General features: G+C 40.0%; 9 protein-coding genes and 2 pseudogenes. All 11 read left to right on the top strand.

All coding sequences use genetic code 11. The annotated features are described in order from the left end of the window. The first annotated feature begins 143 nt into the window (after nucleotides 1-143). Complete coding sequence (locus DXA05_RS16405; RefSeq protein ID WP_128859391.1) at nucleotides 144-617, top strand: hypothetical protein; 474 nt, start codon at nucleotides 144-146, stop codon at nucleotides 615-617. A gap of 139 nt (nucleotides 618-756) precedes the next feature. Further along, nucleotides 757-2944, top strand: a pseudogene (locus DXA05_RS16410) (glutamine synthetase III). A gap of 116 nt (nucleotides 2945-3060) precedes the next feature. Then, a complete protein-coding gene (locus DXA05_RS16415; protein ID WP_009039694.1) occupies nucleotides 3061-3762 on the top strand; it encodes a Crp/Fnr family transcriptional regulator in 702 nt (233 codons plus the stop codon). A 34-nt stretch (nucleotides 3763-3796) separates the two neighbouring features. Then, nucleotides 3797-4351, top strand: coding sequence for an RNA polymerase sigma-70 factor (locus DXA05_RS16420; protein ID WP_008645681.1), 555 nt, complete (start codon nucleotides 3797-3799; stop codon nucleotides 4349-4351). Nucleotides 4352-4418: 67 nt separating this feature from the next. Next, nucleotides 4419-5579, top strand: coding sequence for a FecR family protein (locus DXA05_RS16425; protein ID WP_008645680.1), 1161 nt, complete (start codon nucleotides 4419-4421; stop codon nucleotides 5577-5579). A 29-nt stretch (nucleotides 5580-5608) separates the two neighbouring features. Then, nucleotides 5609-9175, top strand: a complete 3567-nt coding sequence (locus tag DXA05_RS16430; protein ID WP_008645679.1) for a SusC/RagA family TonB-linked outer membrane protein — start codon at nucleotides 5609-5611, stop codon at nucleotides 9173-9175. Between the two features lie 19 nt (nucleotides 9176-9194). Next, a pseudogene (locus DXA05_RS16435) lies at nucleotides 9195-10738 on the top strand (RagB/SusD family nutrient uptake outer membrane protein). Between the two features lie 31 nt (nucleotides 10739-10769). Further along, on the top strand, nucleotides 10770-11783 hold the full coding sequence (locus tag DXA05_RS16440) for a hypothetical protein (protein ID WP_004315453.1): 1014 nt from the start codon (nucleotides 10770-10772) through the stop codon (nucleotides 11781-11783). 32 nt (nucleotides 11784-11815) lie between these two features. After that, nucleotides 11816-12820: a TlpA disulfide reductase family protein gene (locus DXA05_RS16445; protein ID WP_032811708.1), complete on the top strand. Its 1005-nt coding sequence runs from the start codon at nucleotides 11816-11818 to the stop codon at nucleotides 12818-12820. A 31-nt stretch (nucleotides 12821-12851) separates the two neighbouring features. Next, nucleotides 12852-14558: a S8 family serine peptidase gene (locus DXA05_RS16450; protein ID WP_008020929.1), complete on the top strand. Its 1707-nt coding sequence runs from the start codon at nucleotides 12852-12854 to the stop codon at nucleotides 14556-14558. A gap of 10 nt (nucleotides 14559-14568) precedes the next feature. After that, nucleotides 14569-15708, top strand: coding sequence for an aspartyl protease family protein (locus DXA05_RS16455; RefSeq protein WP_128859392.1), 1140 nt, complete (start codon nucleotides 14569-14571; stop codon nucleotides 15706-15708).

Consider the following 15708-nt stretch of genomic DNA (forward strand, 5'->3'; position numbering starts at 1 on the left):
GCAAGAACAAGCTTAAAGAAGCAACAGGATCAATCGTTTGGGAAGAGGATGTTTTCATGATGCAAAAATAAGAATTTTAACGCAATCCCCCAAGGTTTCAGACTGAGCCAATCTTCGCCTACCACCTTATTCATAATTATATTATGGAAACAAAACTAGTTACCGTTCAACCAGCGGTGGGAGGCATGATAAAGGCTTCCAAAGATTCATTTGTTATTCCTAAAGAAGAATTAAAGGATTTCTACCTTAAATTCGCTTTCCTCCTGAACCCGGATTCCTGCTCCGTAAACCGCACCGAATTCGAACTATTAAACATTCTGCTGAAAGACCTGAAAAAAATCTTGGCAGCATTGACTCACCTCAACACCCATCCTTGGGATGAAGGCATCGCAGAAATCCAAATTTCATGCGGTGTTTACTCCCTACAAGATAACTTGAGCAAAGAAAAACGTATGCAAATGAACACCTCTACGGGTAAACACCTACAATTTCTCACCCAAATGGCTATGGACAGTCCAGTGTTCAAACAGTTATTCAGGAACTATCACAACCATTATATCCAAGTGGAAAGTTTGGTTAAACAGATGGCTAAAGAAATGGACCAACAGAAGCAATAAGAACAGAAGTTGGAGAATCAACAGAGGGGGTATCTTTAGAAAAATACATTCATTTCTAAAAATACCCCCTTTAAAATAGGGGTACTTTCAGAAAAAACATATAATTTTGCACCATCAACCGATAAAAAGTAGACCATTTATGTCAAAAATGCGTTTTTTTGCCTTACAAGAGCTTTCCAACCGGAAACCTCTGGAAGTAACTGCTCCTTCCAACAAACTCTCTGATTATTATGGTAGCCACGTGTTCGACCGCAAGAAGATGCAGGAGTATCTTCCCAAAGAAGCCTACAAAGCTGTAACCGATGCTATCGAAAAAGGTACGCCTATCAGCCGCGAAATAGCAGATTTGATTGCTAACGGCATGAAAAGTTGGGCCAAGTCACTCAACGTCACTCACTACACACACTGGTTCCAGCCTCTGACAGACGGAACAGCCGAGAAACATGACGGTTTTATCGAATTCGGCGAAGACGGCGGAGTAATCGAACGCTTCTCCGGAAAACTACTGATCCAGCAAGAACCGGATGCCTCTTCTTTCCCTAACGGCGGTATCCGCAACACTTTCGAAGCACGAGGATATACCGCCTGGGATGTTTCTTCACCGGCATTCGTGGTAGACACCACTCTTTGTATCCCAACTATCTTCATTTCTTATACAGGCGAAGCACTGGATTACAAAACTCCATTATTGAAAGCACTTGCCGCCGTAGATAAAGCAGCAACGGAAGTCTGCCAACTATTCGACAAGAACATCACACGCGTATATACCAATTTAGGATGGGAACAGGAATATTTTCTAGTTGACTCTTCCTTATATAATGCACGCCCCGACCTCTGCCTGACGGGACGGACACTGATGGGACACTCTTCCGCCAAAGACCAACAGTTGGAAGACCACTATTTCGGCTCCATCCCTCCACGTGTCACGGCATTTATGAAAGAACTCGAAATTGAGTGTCACAAACTGGGTATTCCCGCCAAAACCCGTCATAACGAAGTAGCCCCCAACCAATTTGAGTTGGCCCCTATCTTCGAAAACTGCAACCTTGCCAACGACCACAACCAGCTTGTCATGGATTTGATGAAACGTATCGCAAGGAAACATCACTTCAATGTACTCCTACACGAAAAGCCATACAGCGGAGTAAACGGTTCGGGCAAGCACAACAACTGGTCGCTCTGCACCGACACCGGCATCAACTTGTTCGCCCCCGGAAAGAATCCGAAAGGAACATGCTATTCCTCACTTTCCTGGTAAACGCCTTAATGATGGTTTATAAAAACCAGGATTTACTGCGTGCCTCCATCATGAGCGCCAGCAACAGCTACCGTTTGGGAGCCAACGAAGCTCCTCCCGCCATTCTCTCCTGCTTCCTGGGTTCACAACTATCGTCTACTCTCGACGAAATTGTCCGCCAGGTAGGAAACGAGAAAATGACACCGGAAGAAAAAACCACTCTTAAATTAGGTATCGGACGTATCCCCGAAATCCTACTGGATACTACCGACCGTAACCGCACCTCTCCTTTCGCATTCACCGGAAATCGTTTCGAGTTCCGTGCCGCAGGTTCGTCTTCCAACTGTGCCGCCTCCATGATTGCAATCAATGCCGCCATGGCAAATCAGTTGAACGAATTCCGCGCATCAGTAGAAAAACTGATGGAAGAAGGAGTAGGCAAAGATGAAGCCATCTTCCGCATACTGAAAGAAACGATTATCGCTTCCGAACCGATTCGTTTTGAGGGCGACGGTTATTCTGAAGAATGGAAACAGGAAGCCGCACGCCGCGGACTGACTAACATCTGCCACGTACCGGAAGCCCTGATGCACTATATTGACAACCAATCCAAATCAGTGCTGATTGGCGAACGTATCTTCAACGAAACCGAATTGAACAGCCGTCTGGAAGTGGAACTGGAGAAATATACCATGAAGGTGCAAATCGAGGCCGTGTATTGGGCGACCTCGCCATCAATCACATCGTACCGACTGCCGTTGCCTATCAGAACCGATTGCTCGAAAATCTTCGCGGACTGAAAGAAATATTCCCGGCTGAAGAGTACGAAGTGTTGAGTGCCGACCGCAAAGAGCTGATCCGTGAAATTTCACACCGGGTCACTTCCATCAAAGTACTGGTTCGCGAAATGACCGAAGCACGAAAAGTTGCCAACCACATGGAGAACTACAAGGAAAGAGCATTTGCATACGAAGAAAAAGTACGTCCATACCTCGATCAAATCCGCGATCACATCGATCATTTGGAGATGGAAGTGGACGATGAAATATGGCCGTTACCCAAATACAGGGAACTGTTATTTACTAAATAAAATGCCTATAAGATTGCACGAAAGCTCCCACTTTTGTGCAATCTTTTTATAGATTCGTTCATTTTCTCATTTTTTCTTTTTACTTTTGTGCTGTATAACACAGTTTTGTAGCACTCATGGTAAAAATGAATATGTCAGACATCGATATTTCGGAACCGTTATCCGATATGTTAGCTCCTTTAAATAACGAGCAAAAGGAGTTTCTGATGAACAATTATACGATACAAACCTACAAAAAAAATGAAACCATCTACTGCGAAGGGGAAACACCTTCTCATCTGATGTGTCTTATCAGTGGGAAAGTAAAAATCTTCAAAGATGGCGTGGGAGGTAGAAGTCAGATTATTCGCATGATTAAACCACGCGAATACTTTGCTTATCGTGCTTATTTTGCCAAACAAGATTTTGTAACTGCCGCAGCAGCTTTCGAACCCTCTGTTGTTTGTCTGATTCCTATGAATGCTATCTTAACTTTAGTTGCCCAGAATAATGACCTGGCTATGTTTTTTATCCGCCAGCTTTCTATTGATCTCGGCATCTCAGACGAACGCACTGTCAATCTGACACAAAAGCATATCCGCGGACGCTTGGCCGAATCTCTCATCTTCCTGAAAGAAAGCTACGGCTTGGAAGAAGACGGATCTACTTTGAGCATTTATCTTTCACGCGAAGATTTAGCTAATCTCTCTAATATGACTACTTCGAATGCTATCCGCACATTGTCACAGTTCGCTACGGAACGACTGATTACAATCGACGGAAGAAAGATCAAAATCATCGAAGAAGAAAAGCTGAAGAAAATAAGTAAGATTGGATAAGAAAATTCCTGCACCAGTCGCTCCACCCTAAATAGTGAACATACATATAGAAAATATAATTGCAGACATCAGACGTGGTAACAAACAGGCTTTCAAAAAGCTATTTGATGACTACTATCCTATTCTTTGCGTGTTCGCATCCCACTATATTGAAGACAAAGAAGTTTGCAAAGACATTGCGCAAGATGTATTGTTAGCTTATTGGGAACGGAAAGAAGATTTCGACAACATTTTGAAAGTAAAAAGCTTCCTTTATACCGTCACCCGAAATAAATGTCTGAATCACCTAAAACATGAACAATTAGATATTCCTAATTTTTCCGGACAGGAAGAATTCGATAGTGGTTTTGAAGCTGCTATTATCGAACAGGAAACATTCCACATGGTTCGCAAAGCGGTAGAAGAATTGCCTACCCAAATGCGAAATATCATCTTATACTCTATGAAAGGGTTAAAAAACCATGAGATTGCTGACAAATTGCAAATTTCAGAAGGCACTGTCCATACGTTAAAGAAATTCGCCTATCGCAAACTTCGCGAAAGTCTCAAAGGCATAAATTACACCTTATTACTATTTTTATGCAAATAAAGTAACTTTTTGATTACCCCGTTTTTTCGATTGGATTGTTTTACTTATATAACAAATCGAAAAAACGATGAATTCATTCAAAGAAAAATTTAAAATTGCAAAAATCTTAGCTTCCTTATTTACTCATTCGTCTACTCCCGAAGAGAAAAAAAACTATCATGCGTGGTTGGATGAAAATCCGGAGCATCAAAAAATAGCCGACCGGATATTAAATAAGGAAACGTATGAAGAAAACAGCCGGTTAATAAAAAGCTTCTCTTCACAAAAGGCATGGGACAGAATCTATCCGCTACTAGGAGGAGAAAAAACATCCGGTTTTCTTTCATGGAAAAGGAGTCTGAAATATGCGGCTCTTCTTTTGCTATTGTTAATACCGATTTCATACCTTATTTATAATTGGGTAGCCGGAGAACCAATCGGTGAAATCACTCCAGGAACCCATGGCGGAGAACTGACTTTAAGTAATGGCAACACCTTCAACCTTTTTGAGAATGTCCTTCCGGAGGGTGCAACTGAAGTGTTCATCATTGACTCCAAAGGGATAAATTATCAAACTCCTGCCAACAAGCCCAAAGTGAAAGAAATCAAAAATACGCTTCGTACACTGCATGGTATGGAATGTCACATTGTCCTTTCGGATGGAACAAAAGTACATCTGAACGCAGAATCACAACTGACTTATCCGATTTGTTTCAGCGATAAGGAACGCATCGTACAGGTTGAAGGTGAAGCCTATTTTGATGTTGCTCCAGATAAAGCACATCCTTTTATCGTGCAAACACCGCACACTTCTATTCGGGTGACAGGAACTTCTTTCAATGTAAGGGCTTATGCGGATGAAGAAGTGGAAAGTACTACACTAATTAGTGGAGCTATAGAGATTAGCAGTGAAAACGAAGATTATGAATTGATTCCAAACCAACATTTCGTATATGACAAAAATAGTCGGGAAAGTACCGTATCTAACGTAAATACAGAATTATACACTTCCTGGGAGTCCGGATCATTCATATTTATGAACGTTCCTCTTGAGAATGTAATGTCATATCTTTCCAAATGGTACGGATTCACATACACTTTTGAAGACGATGCAGCCAGACAGGTACAAATCGGAGCTTATCTCAACCGCTATGCAAACATGAATCCAATTATCGACATGATAATGGAATTAAATATGGTAGACATAAAACAAAGAGAAGGTATACTGCACATTTCTTATAAACAATAACTATTAATACATATTATAACTAACGCATTATGAAAAAACGAACACAATCCTCCTCAAAGGGAGTATCTTATGTAAGCAGAAATTTCGTTAAGCTCTGCCTTTTATGGATATTCTCCCTTTCTTCACTTATGATTCAAGCACAAGACAATCAGCGAATCTCCGTTGATCTGAGAGGCGAAAGCCTGGAATCTACGCTTTGGTATTTGCAAAACCGTACAAAATTCATCTTTATGTACGCAACAGAAGATATCGCTAACATAACCGATATCAGCGTAAGGGCAAAAAACAAAACGATCACCGAAATTCTGGATGAATGTCTGGAAGGAACTAACCTGACTTATGAAGTATCAGGCACTGCCATCGTTATTAAGAAAAGAAAGACTAATAAAATCACGATTAGTGGATGGATACGTGATGCAAGCGGTGAAGCACTTCCCGGAGCTACAGTCACTGTCCGAGGTTCAAAACATGGAGCTATCGCCGGACTAGACGGACATTACACTTTTAATATTCCTGCGCAAGAAGGGTTAATATTAACTTATTCATTCATCGGAATGGAGAAAAAGACTGTAAGATATACAGGAAAGAAAACGATTAATGTCACTCTAAACAGTTCCAGTACTGAAATCGACGAAGTGGTTGTAACCGGTTATCAGAATATTCAACGCCGTGACCTAGTAGGTTCTATTACCACAGTAAAAGCAAAAGATATTTTAATGCCTTCATATACCACTATTGACCAAATGTTGCAAGGACGTGTGGCAGGTATGATTGTCACCAATACAAGTAGTCGTGTAGGTACTGCCCCGAAAATTCAAATCCGTGGTACCAGTACCTTACTGGGTAATCAAGACCCACTTTGGGTAGTCGACGGCATCATTCAGGAAGACCCCCTGGAATTGAATGCATCTTCTCTCATGACAGAGGACTTGAAAAACATTATCGGTAATCAGATTTCTTGGTTGAATCCTGCTGATATCGAAAGCATTAGTATTTTAAAAGATGCTTCTGCGACCGCTATTTATGGTTCAAAAGCATCGAATGGTGTTATTGAGATCACAACCAAAAAGAATACGACTGATCGTCTAAGTGTCAATTACACCTCTAATTTTGTAATGGGTACGCGTCCCAACTATGGACAGTTTAATTATATGAACTCCAAAGAAAGAGTACTATTCTCACAAGAAGCGTTTAACTGGGGAACACCTTATGGTGCAGAACCAATCAAACAAATATATACTTATGAGGGATTATTGAATATGTATCTATCGCACGATATATCTTCTGAAGAATTTCTGGCACAACGCAATGTTCTGGAAACACAAAATACAGACTGGTTCAAACTACTAACCCGCCGTTCTTTTAGCCATAACCATAATATAAGTGTTTCCGGCGGAACAAATAAATACAGTTATGCAGCTTCTATGGGATATTCCAATAGCGAAGGGCAGGAAATAGGAAACGACAGTGAACGTATGACCGGACGCGTTGCCATCACCATACGCCCGGTACAAAAACTAACGATTAATGCAACGATCAACGGTAGCGTAAGTACGAATAACGGTTTTGCCGGAGGAGTCAATCCTATGGGGTATGCTACTACTACCAATCGTTCTATAGACCCTGATGCTTACTATCAAATGAAAGCCTCATACCCATACAATAGCGGAGTCAAATCATTATCATACAATTTCGTAAATGAACGGAATAATAGTGGTTCTAAATCAAAATCAAGTTTCATGTCAGCTTCGCTAGACTTGAAATGGAATATATTGGACTGGTTAACTTACCAATTTACTGGTGGATATTCCAATAATAACAGCACAAACGAAGCTTGGGAAACTGAACAAACGTTTTATATTGCTGAAACATATCGTGGTTATGATTTCAACTCTGTCTCACCAAACAGTAAAGAGTTTGGAGCAGCCTTACTCCCATTCGGAGGCGAATTATTCACAAATAACGCACAGCAATACTCTTACAACATCCAAAATAAACTGCAATTCAGTAAAGCCTTTAATAATGAGAACCGAATTAATGCTTTAGTAGGTATGGAATTACGTTCTTCCACTAATAAAGGTGTCAGCAATACGGTATGGGGATATGCCCCAGATAGAGGAGAAGTAATAACATTACCAACCACTCCACAAGCTTTTACACCTATTACAGGTTCTAAAGACGAAGGATGGGGGCTTTTAAAAAAGATATATGATGGTGGATGGAGAAAAGTCAATACTACAGACAATTATCTTTCCGTATTCGCCACACTAGCATATTCACTCAAAAACCGATATGTTGTTAATGCAAATATACGTAATGATGCATCCAACCGTTTCGGTCAGGATGCCAATCACCGTATTGATCCTACCTATTCATTCGGTTTCTCCTGGAGAGCTTCAGAAGAGGACTTCATGAGGAAATATGTAAAATGGATAACAACTTTAAACTTCCGCGGCACCTATGGTATTCAAGGAAATGCAGTAACGCGCATTAGTCCGGATTTGATTTTAAATCAGGGGAAAGTGGCAAATCTATACAACAGATATCAGTCTACCATCTCCCAAATCCCAAATCCGAATCTATCATGGGAACGTACCAAATCATGGAATTTCGGTGTAGACCTGGAATTATTCAGTATGTTTTATATGAATTTGGAATATTATACAAGACGCTCCAATGCCATTGTTGAACTGGAATTACCTTATGAATATGGAATAACATCCATGAAACGCAACGGTGGTATTATCCACAACAGAGGTATCGAATACACATTAACTTTTACCCCGATACAGAAACGGGACTATGCATTAAGTGTCAGTTTGAATGCTTCCAAGAACTGGAATGAAGGCGGACATACAGACATTGATGTCAATGCAGCTTCCTTCTTAAGTGGACGTTCAGATATTGTATTAAAAGAAGGATATCCGCTCAGCAGTTTCTGGTCATACTCTTTTGCAGGATTAGACGGAAAAACCGGTGAAGCTTTATTCAATCTTTTGGATATTCCGGAAGAAGAACGTAGCAGACAAATAGATCCGACTACTTATCTGGTATATTCTGGTCAGAAAGAGCCTTATTTCACCGGTGGATTGAGCTTAAGTTTCCGCTATAAATCATTAACTTTAAACACCAGTTTTTCACTTTTACTCGGCAACAAGAAGCGTCTGCCATCACCATACAACCAATTCGCTAGTTCTTATTATATGCCGGATCCATATACAAATATAAACCGCGATTTACTGAACCGTTGGAAAGAACCGGGAGACGAAGCCCATACAATCATTCCTTCTTTACCCAAAGCAGGAATGGCTTATATAGAATTGCCCAACAATGAGAATGTTTATAGCATTCCATTATGGGAACAATCTGACGCTATGGTGGTCAGTGGTTCTTTCTTACGCTGCCGTAACATCGGCCTATCCTGGCAAATGAAACGTGAGTGGTGCGAAAAAATATATATGAAAAATCTATCACTCAACTTTAACATGGATAACATCTTTGTTATCGCCAGCAAACGTTTCAACGGTTTCGACCCGGAAGTTAGCAACAGTGTACTTCCACGGAATTATTCATTAGGTATTAACATTGGTTTCTAAAAAAATAAAAAGATAGACAATGAAAAGAATTATATATATACTAACAGGAATAGTCTTACTATCACTATCCTCTTGCTCAGATTTTCTAGAGCCTAAATCTCAAAGTGAGTACGTTCCCAAAGATGCAAATGCTTTGCAAGAAATGTTAATCGGTTCTGCTTATCCCAAACAGGATAAAAGCAATTTCCTACTACCCTTTCTTAGCTTCTTAGACGATGACATTCAGTTCCACAAAACTGATTATGAATTTAGCATCAACTCTCTAAAAAATATAGAAGCCAAACAAGCTGTTTATACATGGCAACCGGATATGTTTTTCATTATGGAAAGAAATGGTTATCCTCTTCAGAATATCTGGGAAGGATACTATAACTATATCTTAGGCGCAAATGCAGCTCTTGATTATATCGGTGACGTAAATGGTACGGAGGCTGAAAAAAATTATGTAATAGCCCAATCCCTCGGATTAAGAGCTTTCTATTATTTTATGTTAGTCAATCATTTTGGAGCACCATACAACTATAACAAACAGGCTTTAGGAGTTCCACTCAAACTAGACAGCAACCTGCTACCTGAAGACCAACTATTAATGACACGAAACACCGTTGAGGAAGTATACAACCAAATTGTGGACGATCTGAATGAAGCTGAACGTTTATTCCTTACTTTAAGCAAAGATAAACAATATGAACCGAATTATCTGGTTAGCCTTCCAATGATACAATTGCTGAAGTCCCGCGTCTTTCTCTATATGGAAAACTGGAAAGATGCAGCCATATACGCCAACAAAGTAATAAAAGACTGGTCCTTCGCTTTAGTAGACTTAAATAACCTCCCTTCTCCAACAGTGGCAGAGCTTATTACAATTTTACATCTTTAAAATCATCTGAGGTTATTTGGTTATATGGAAGCGTTTCAGACTTAACTGTATTCAATGATGAGTCGGTAGAGTATGAGGAAGAAGGTTACTTCGGTAATACCACCACCTATTACCGAGAAGCTTTTATCGCTTCTGATAACTTGATTGAAAGCTTTGAAGATGGAGATTTAAGAAAAGAAAAGTATATAGCAAAAGAGTTCAATAAAGATGATAAAGTTTTCTATGAAGACTCTTATACTACTTTCGGCAAATACAAACTTTCAGCTACAGGTGAACCTAGTGGTTCGGAAAACTTTGCTTTATCCTTCAGACTAGGTGAGGCTTATTTAAATCTAGCAGAAGCAGCTGCCCATAATAATGACGAGAGTACAGCACTATCTGCTTTAAAAACCTTACTGGCTAAACGTTATGAACCCGACAAATTTGTTGAGCCTACCGGATTAACAGGTGATGCGCTCAAAACTTTCATCAAAAATGAAAGAAGAAAAGAACTTTGTTTTGAAGGGCAACGATGGTTTGATCTCCGACGCTACGGAATGCCACAAATTATTCATAGATGGGGAGAACAGGTATATACATTAAAACAGAATGATCCTTCCTATACCATGCCTATACCAGACGCCGTCTTAATTAAAAATAAAAAACTGGAGCAGAATCCTTTAGCTCCAAAACGCGAAAGTTAATAGTATATATCTTATGAATTAAACAAAAGAAATGAATATGAAAAAAATATATATATTATGGGGATTACTTGCTTGTATGGCATTATTCACCTCATGTTATGAAGAAGACACACTGACTCCTACAGAAGGAGGCATTGAATTACGCTTTAAAGTACCTCAAGGAAATAATAGTTGGGACGATGACATCGCCCAAATATACGAAGACTATAATGTATATCTTATTTATAAAGATCTGCAAAGGGCTGATTTTAATCGCAGCTGGACAGGCATATCATATGGTAGTGGCTACGAAGGCCAAGGCTGTGTAAACGACGAAATGACCAATTACTATGTCGAATTTATGAAAAAGCATATCTTTGCATACTTGAATCCGCCGATCACATCTAAAGTTCTGCCTATGTATTGGTATTTGGGATACAATGTCTATAGCAAAAGCGTATTAGAAGTTGGAGGCGTAATCCTAGCAAGCTGGATTGTACCCATACACGAAAATTACGATGGGCTGGATTATTGGTGCACTTGTATGTTTGGAGAAGACAATCCCAGCGATCCTTATTTAATCCCCACAGACAGAGCACTCCTTGACAGACGCCGGAAAATGATATTGGCTCCCGTATTGGAAAAAGCAGTAAAAGCCGGAAACATCATTATACCTGAAGAATTTGAAGTGGGATTCGACCATGTCACTAATCTGATAGCAGGCTTGGGAATGGAAGATGACCCAAACTATTATCTTACCAGAGGATATCCGGGAAGTGTAAACACGTATGTATTCAATAGTATCAGCGAACCAGCCAACAACTCTTATCCTCCAACCAATGAAGAGACTTTTATAGGATATATGCATCTTTCCATGTACTATAACCAAGCACGACTAGCAGAGGTATATCCGGCTGATAAATATCCTTTTCTCACCGAAAAGTTTGCTTTCGTACAGAAATATTTAAAAGATAAATATCAGATCGATCTGGAAGCAATAGCCAACGGACCGGAAGACTGGGATTTACCTTTACCTCCAATACCGGAGACTCCAGATGAAGAATAACAACTCTGATAATGAACTATAAACTCATAATAATGACAAAAGTAAAAAATCTATTATTAACCATATTACTCTTATGCGGTACCACTGTATGGGGAAATAACGGGCTAAGAATATCAGGAAGAATAAAAGTATTAAAGCCAACGACTTTACAAATAAAAGATATGAATGAAGGCGTTGTATTAAGCTGCATCATCGGTACTAATAACACATTCAGTACCGATGAAATAAACATCATTCCTGATGTCTACAAACTCTATTTAGGAGAAACCGAACAGAATATTTATCTGGAAAATAACCCGGTAACAATCAATGGCTACTTCGACGAAAAGAACCCTGAACAAAGTTCGCTTTCATTCACTGGCATCGATCCGTTTCTGACTTTACAAAACTATATGCCAGCAGAAAAAGACCCGGATATAGCAACGATTTCCACTTCCGTCAAAGGAAAACTAACTCCCTCCATGGCATCTGCATTAGCCTATCTGGCAGATGTAAATGATTACCAATCCAACAAAATGCTATTGGACATGATACCGGAACAAGACAGAAAGTCTTTATCTGCCAAATGGCTGGTAAACAGGGTAGAAATCCTCTCCCACCAAATCATTGGTGCAGAATGTCCCGACTTTACTTTCACAGATGCCAACGGAAAAAACGTAAGTCTGAAAGACTTCCGTGGGAAAATTGTCGTACTTGACTTCTGTGCCTCCTGGTGTGGTCCTTGTCGTAAAGAGATGCGTAGTATGCTAACCATATACAATGAATTGAAGGCTGACGATCTGGAATTCATCAGTGTCTCGCTGGATGACAGCGAAGCAAAATGGAGAAAAATGCTGGATGAAGAAAAATTGCCGTGGGTGATGCTATGGGATAAGGCAGGATTCCCTAAAAACAGCAAGACTCCAAGTGCTATCCAGACTGCTTACGGCTTCTACTCCATCCCTTTCCTTGTAGTCATTGACAAAGAAGGCAAACTTGCTGCACGCAACGTTCGGGGTGAACAAGTACGCGAAGCCATTTTAAAAATAAGACAATAAACAAACTATATAAATTATAACTCTTTTGACAATGAAGAAACTTATATTTCCAATCGTATGCTGTTTCATCAGCGTTACTGTATCAGCCCAGTTAATCAAACCAAAGGCAGAAACACAAAAAAAACAATCCGAACTGGACTGGTTTAACTGTTCTTTCAACCAGGACAGTGTATACGGAGCTGAAGTAAACAAAGCTTATGATTACTTGAAAGCCAACAAAAAGAAAGCAAAGAAAAGACCGGTTGTTGCACTGATCGGAACCGGAATGGACGTAGAACACGAAGACCTGAAACACGCAATCTGGATCAACCCAAAAGAAAAGTCAAACCAGAAAGATGATGATAAAAACGGGTTTGTTGACGACATCAATGGCTGGAACTTCATCGGTGGTAAAGACGGCCAAATAATGGAAGCTTTGACACGCGAAGGAGAACGTGAATTCTTCCGTCTCAAAGATAAATACGCTGATTATATCTTTGACGGAAAAAAGTATTATAAAATAGTCAATGGAAAACGCCAAGAAGTCCCCGCACCGGAAAACATAGAAGAATATAATTACTATCGCTATAAAGTCATGCCGGAATCAAGAATCGGTGGAGCTTACGGCGGTCTTCAACTATCTTATGTTATAGAAGAATATGTTGAAAAGTTCGATAAGGACATGAAAAAACGTTTTCCCGGAAAAGAGTTGACTGTTGAGGACTTCCAAAGTTGTTATGATCCCAAAGCTGAAAGAGACAGTCTTTCTGAAGTCGCTTTTGTATTTACTGCCTACTATTTCAGCATCTATAATACGGATAAATGGGAACCTGTTTATCAGAATATGGGAAAGAAAAGTGTAGAAACAGGTAAAGCGTCTTATGAAGAGGCTTTAAAGAGATACGGAAGTGATAATCGAAAAGAAATTGTAGGTGATAATCCTCTGGATATTAACGATACGCATTATGGTAATAATGTACTGTTGACATCTGATGCGGCAACAGGCGTAATGAAGGCCGGCGTTATCGCAGCTAAACGTGACAACGGTATCGGAAGTAACGGTATTGCAGACAATGCAGAAATCATGACCTTACGCATCCACCCGGGAGAAGGAGAACCGTACCTGAAAGATATGGCATTGGCCATCCGCTATGCAGTAAACCACGGTGCAGATGTAATCGTATTACCGGAACAAAACTCCATATATCCGGAAGAGCAGAAACAATGGGTGTCAGAAGCATTGAAAGAGGCAGAGAAGAAAGGGGCATTAGTTATAGTTCCGGTTTGGGATCTATCAATGGATATGGATAAAGACGAATTCTTTCCCAATCGTAAGATGAATAAAGAGGGAGAACTTACTAATTTTATGGTAGTTGCTTCTTCAGACAAGAATGGAAATCCGGTATTGAACACCAATTACGGTGCAACTGCTCTCGATATTTATGCTCCGGGAACAGACATTTATTCATCTTATATGGGTGACACTTATCAAAAAGGAACTGGAGAAGGAATGGCTTCGGCTACTGTAGCTGGCGTAGCTGCTCTTGTGAAGTCTTATTTCCCTAAACTGACCGGCTCTCAAATCCGTGACATATTATTAAAAAGCGTCACTTCACGCAAAGGTGTAGAAGTAGAAAAAGGAATCCGCGTGAACGATAGCCCTTCACAAGATTTATTCCTTTTTGATGACCTATGTATTTCCGGAGGTATCGTTAATGCTTACCAAGCAATCTTGGAAGCAGAAAAAGTCAGCAAATAAAGATTAGTCTATGAAATATACTCGTCTAATAGGAACCGTCATTGCCTTTTGCATGGCGGTCCCTTTATTCGCCCAACAATATAAAGCAACTATACCTTATCGGATAGTAGGCGAAAAAATGGTTATCGAAATGAAGGTAAACGGCAATGCACGCCCTTTTATCTTTGATACCGGAGGGCGCACCGCACTTACCACTAAAGCCTGTCAAGCACTACAAATAACAGCAACAGACTCTATGAAGGTGACAGATGTGAATAACGTGGAAAGCTATTACAAAACTACGCGAATAGAAAATCTGACGACTCCCGATGATGTTATTAACTTTAAAAATGCCCCGTCGCTAATCATCAATGAAGTAAAAGGCTGGGAATGTTTTGGAGTAGATGGTATCATCGGAAGCGATTTATTTGCAAGTACTATTGTAAGCATTGATTCGCAGACTAAAAATATCATAGTCACATCTGCCGAAAAGCCTTCTACAGTATCTTTACGAAAAATGCTGAATTTCACCAAAGAAGGAGGAATGCCAATTGTCAATGTACAGATCGCTCCGATCAGCAACATCACCGTATTATTTGATACAGGCAGTCCCAGTCTGTTATCTCTTATTGAAAGTGATTTTGAGAGAATTAAACCGGAGGCATCTATGGAAGTCGTTTCTGAAGGATATGGGGAAGGAAGCATCGGAGTAGCCGGACAAGCAGATAAAGCATCTTCATATAGAGTACATATTCCCTTATTGTCAGTAGGAGCCACCAAATTCCGCAATTTAACGACCCACACAGATAAACACCCTTACACATTACTAGGTGTAAAGTTATTGCAATACGGAAAAGTGACTATCGACTATCCACGTGGAAGATTCTATTTTGAAGCTTTCCAACCGGATAATGAAATCAACAATCAATGCAACAACTTCGATTTGACGGTCAAAGACGGAGACTTATATGTATCTACTGTCTGGAGCAGCACGAAAGGTAAGATAGAAGTAGGAGACAAAGTGATTAAGATTAATGGCAAACCTACTAAAAAATATGACTTCTGCGAAAGTATTCTGAACGGAATACCAGAATTGAAAGAGAAAAAACAGACGAAGCTAACGATTGAAACTGCTTCCGGAATAAAGAATATTATCTACAAAAAAGAATGA

The sequence above is a fragment of the Bacteroides sp. AM54-2NS genome (assembly GCF_003602935.1).
Lineage (GTDB): Bacteria > Bacteroidota > Bacteroidia > Bacteroidales > Bacteroidaceae > Bacteroides > Bacteroides xylanisolvens.

Excerpts from the sequence above, each read along its gene's own strand:
- DXA05_RS16405 (WP_128859391.1), top strand. The coding sequence starts at position 144 with ATGGAAACAAAACTAGTTACCGTTCAACCAGCGGTGGGAGGCATGATA.
- DXA05_RS16415 (WP_009039694.1), top strand. The coding sequence starts at position 3,061 with ATGGTAAAAATGAATATGTCAGACATCGATATTTCGGAACCGTTATCC.
- DXA05_RS16425 (WP_008645680.1), top strand. The coding sequence starts at position 4,419 with ATGAATTCATTCAAAGAAAAATTTAAAATTGCAAAAATCTTAGCTTCC.
- DXA05_RS16430 (WP_008645679.1), top strand. The coding sequence starts at position 5,609 with ATGAAAAAACGAACACAATCCTCCTCAAAGGGAGTATCTTATGTAAGC.
- DXA05_RS16440 (WP_004315453.1), top strand. The coding sequence starts at position 10,770 with ATGAATATGAAAAAAATATATATATTATGGGGATTACTTGCTTGTATG.
- DXA05_RS16445 (WP_032811708.1), top strand. The coding sequence starts at position 11,816 with ATGACAAAAGTAAAAAATCTATTATTAACCATATTACTCTTATGCGGT.
- DXA05_RS16450 (WP_008020929.1), top strand. The coding sequence starts at position 12,852 with ATGAAGAAACTTATATTTCCAATCGTATGCTGTTTCATCAGCGTTACT.
- DXA05_RS16455 (WP_128859392.1), top strand. The coding sequence starts at position 14,569 with ATGAAATATACTCGTCTAATAGGAACCGTCATTGCCTTTTGCATGGCG.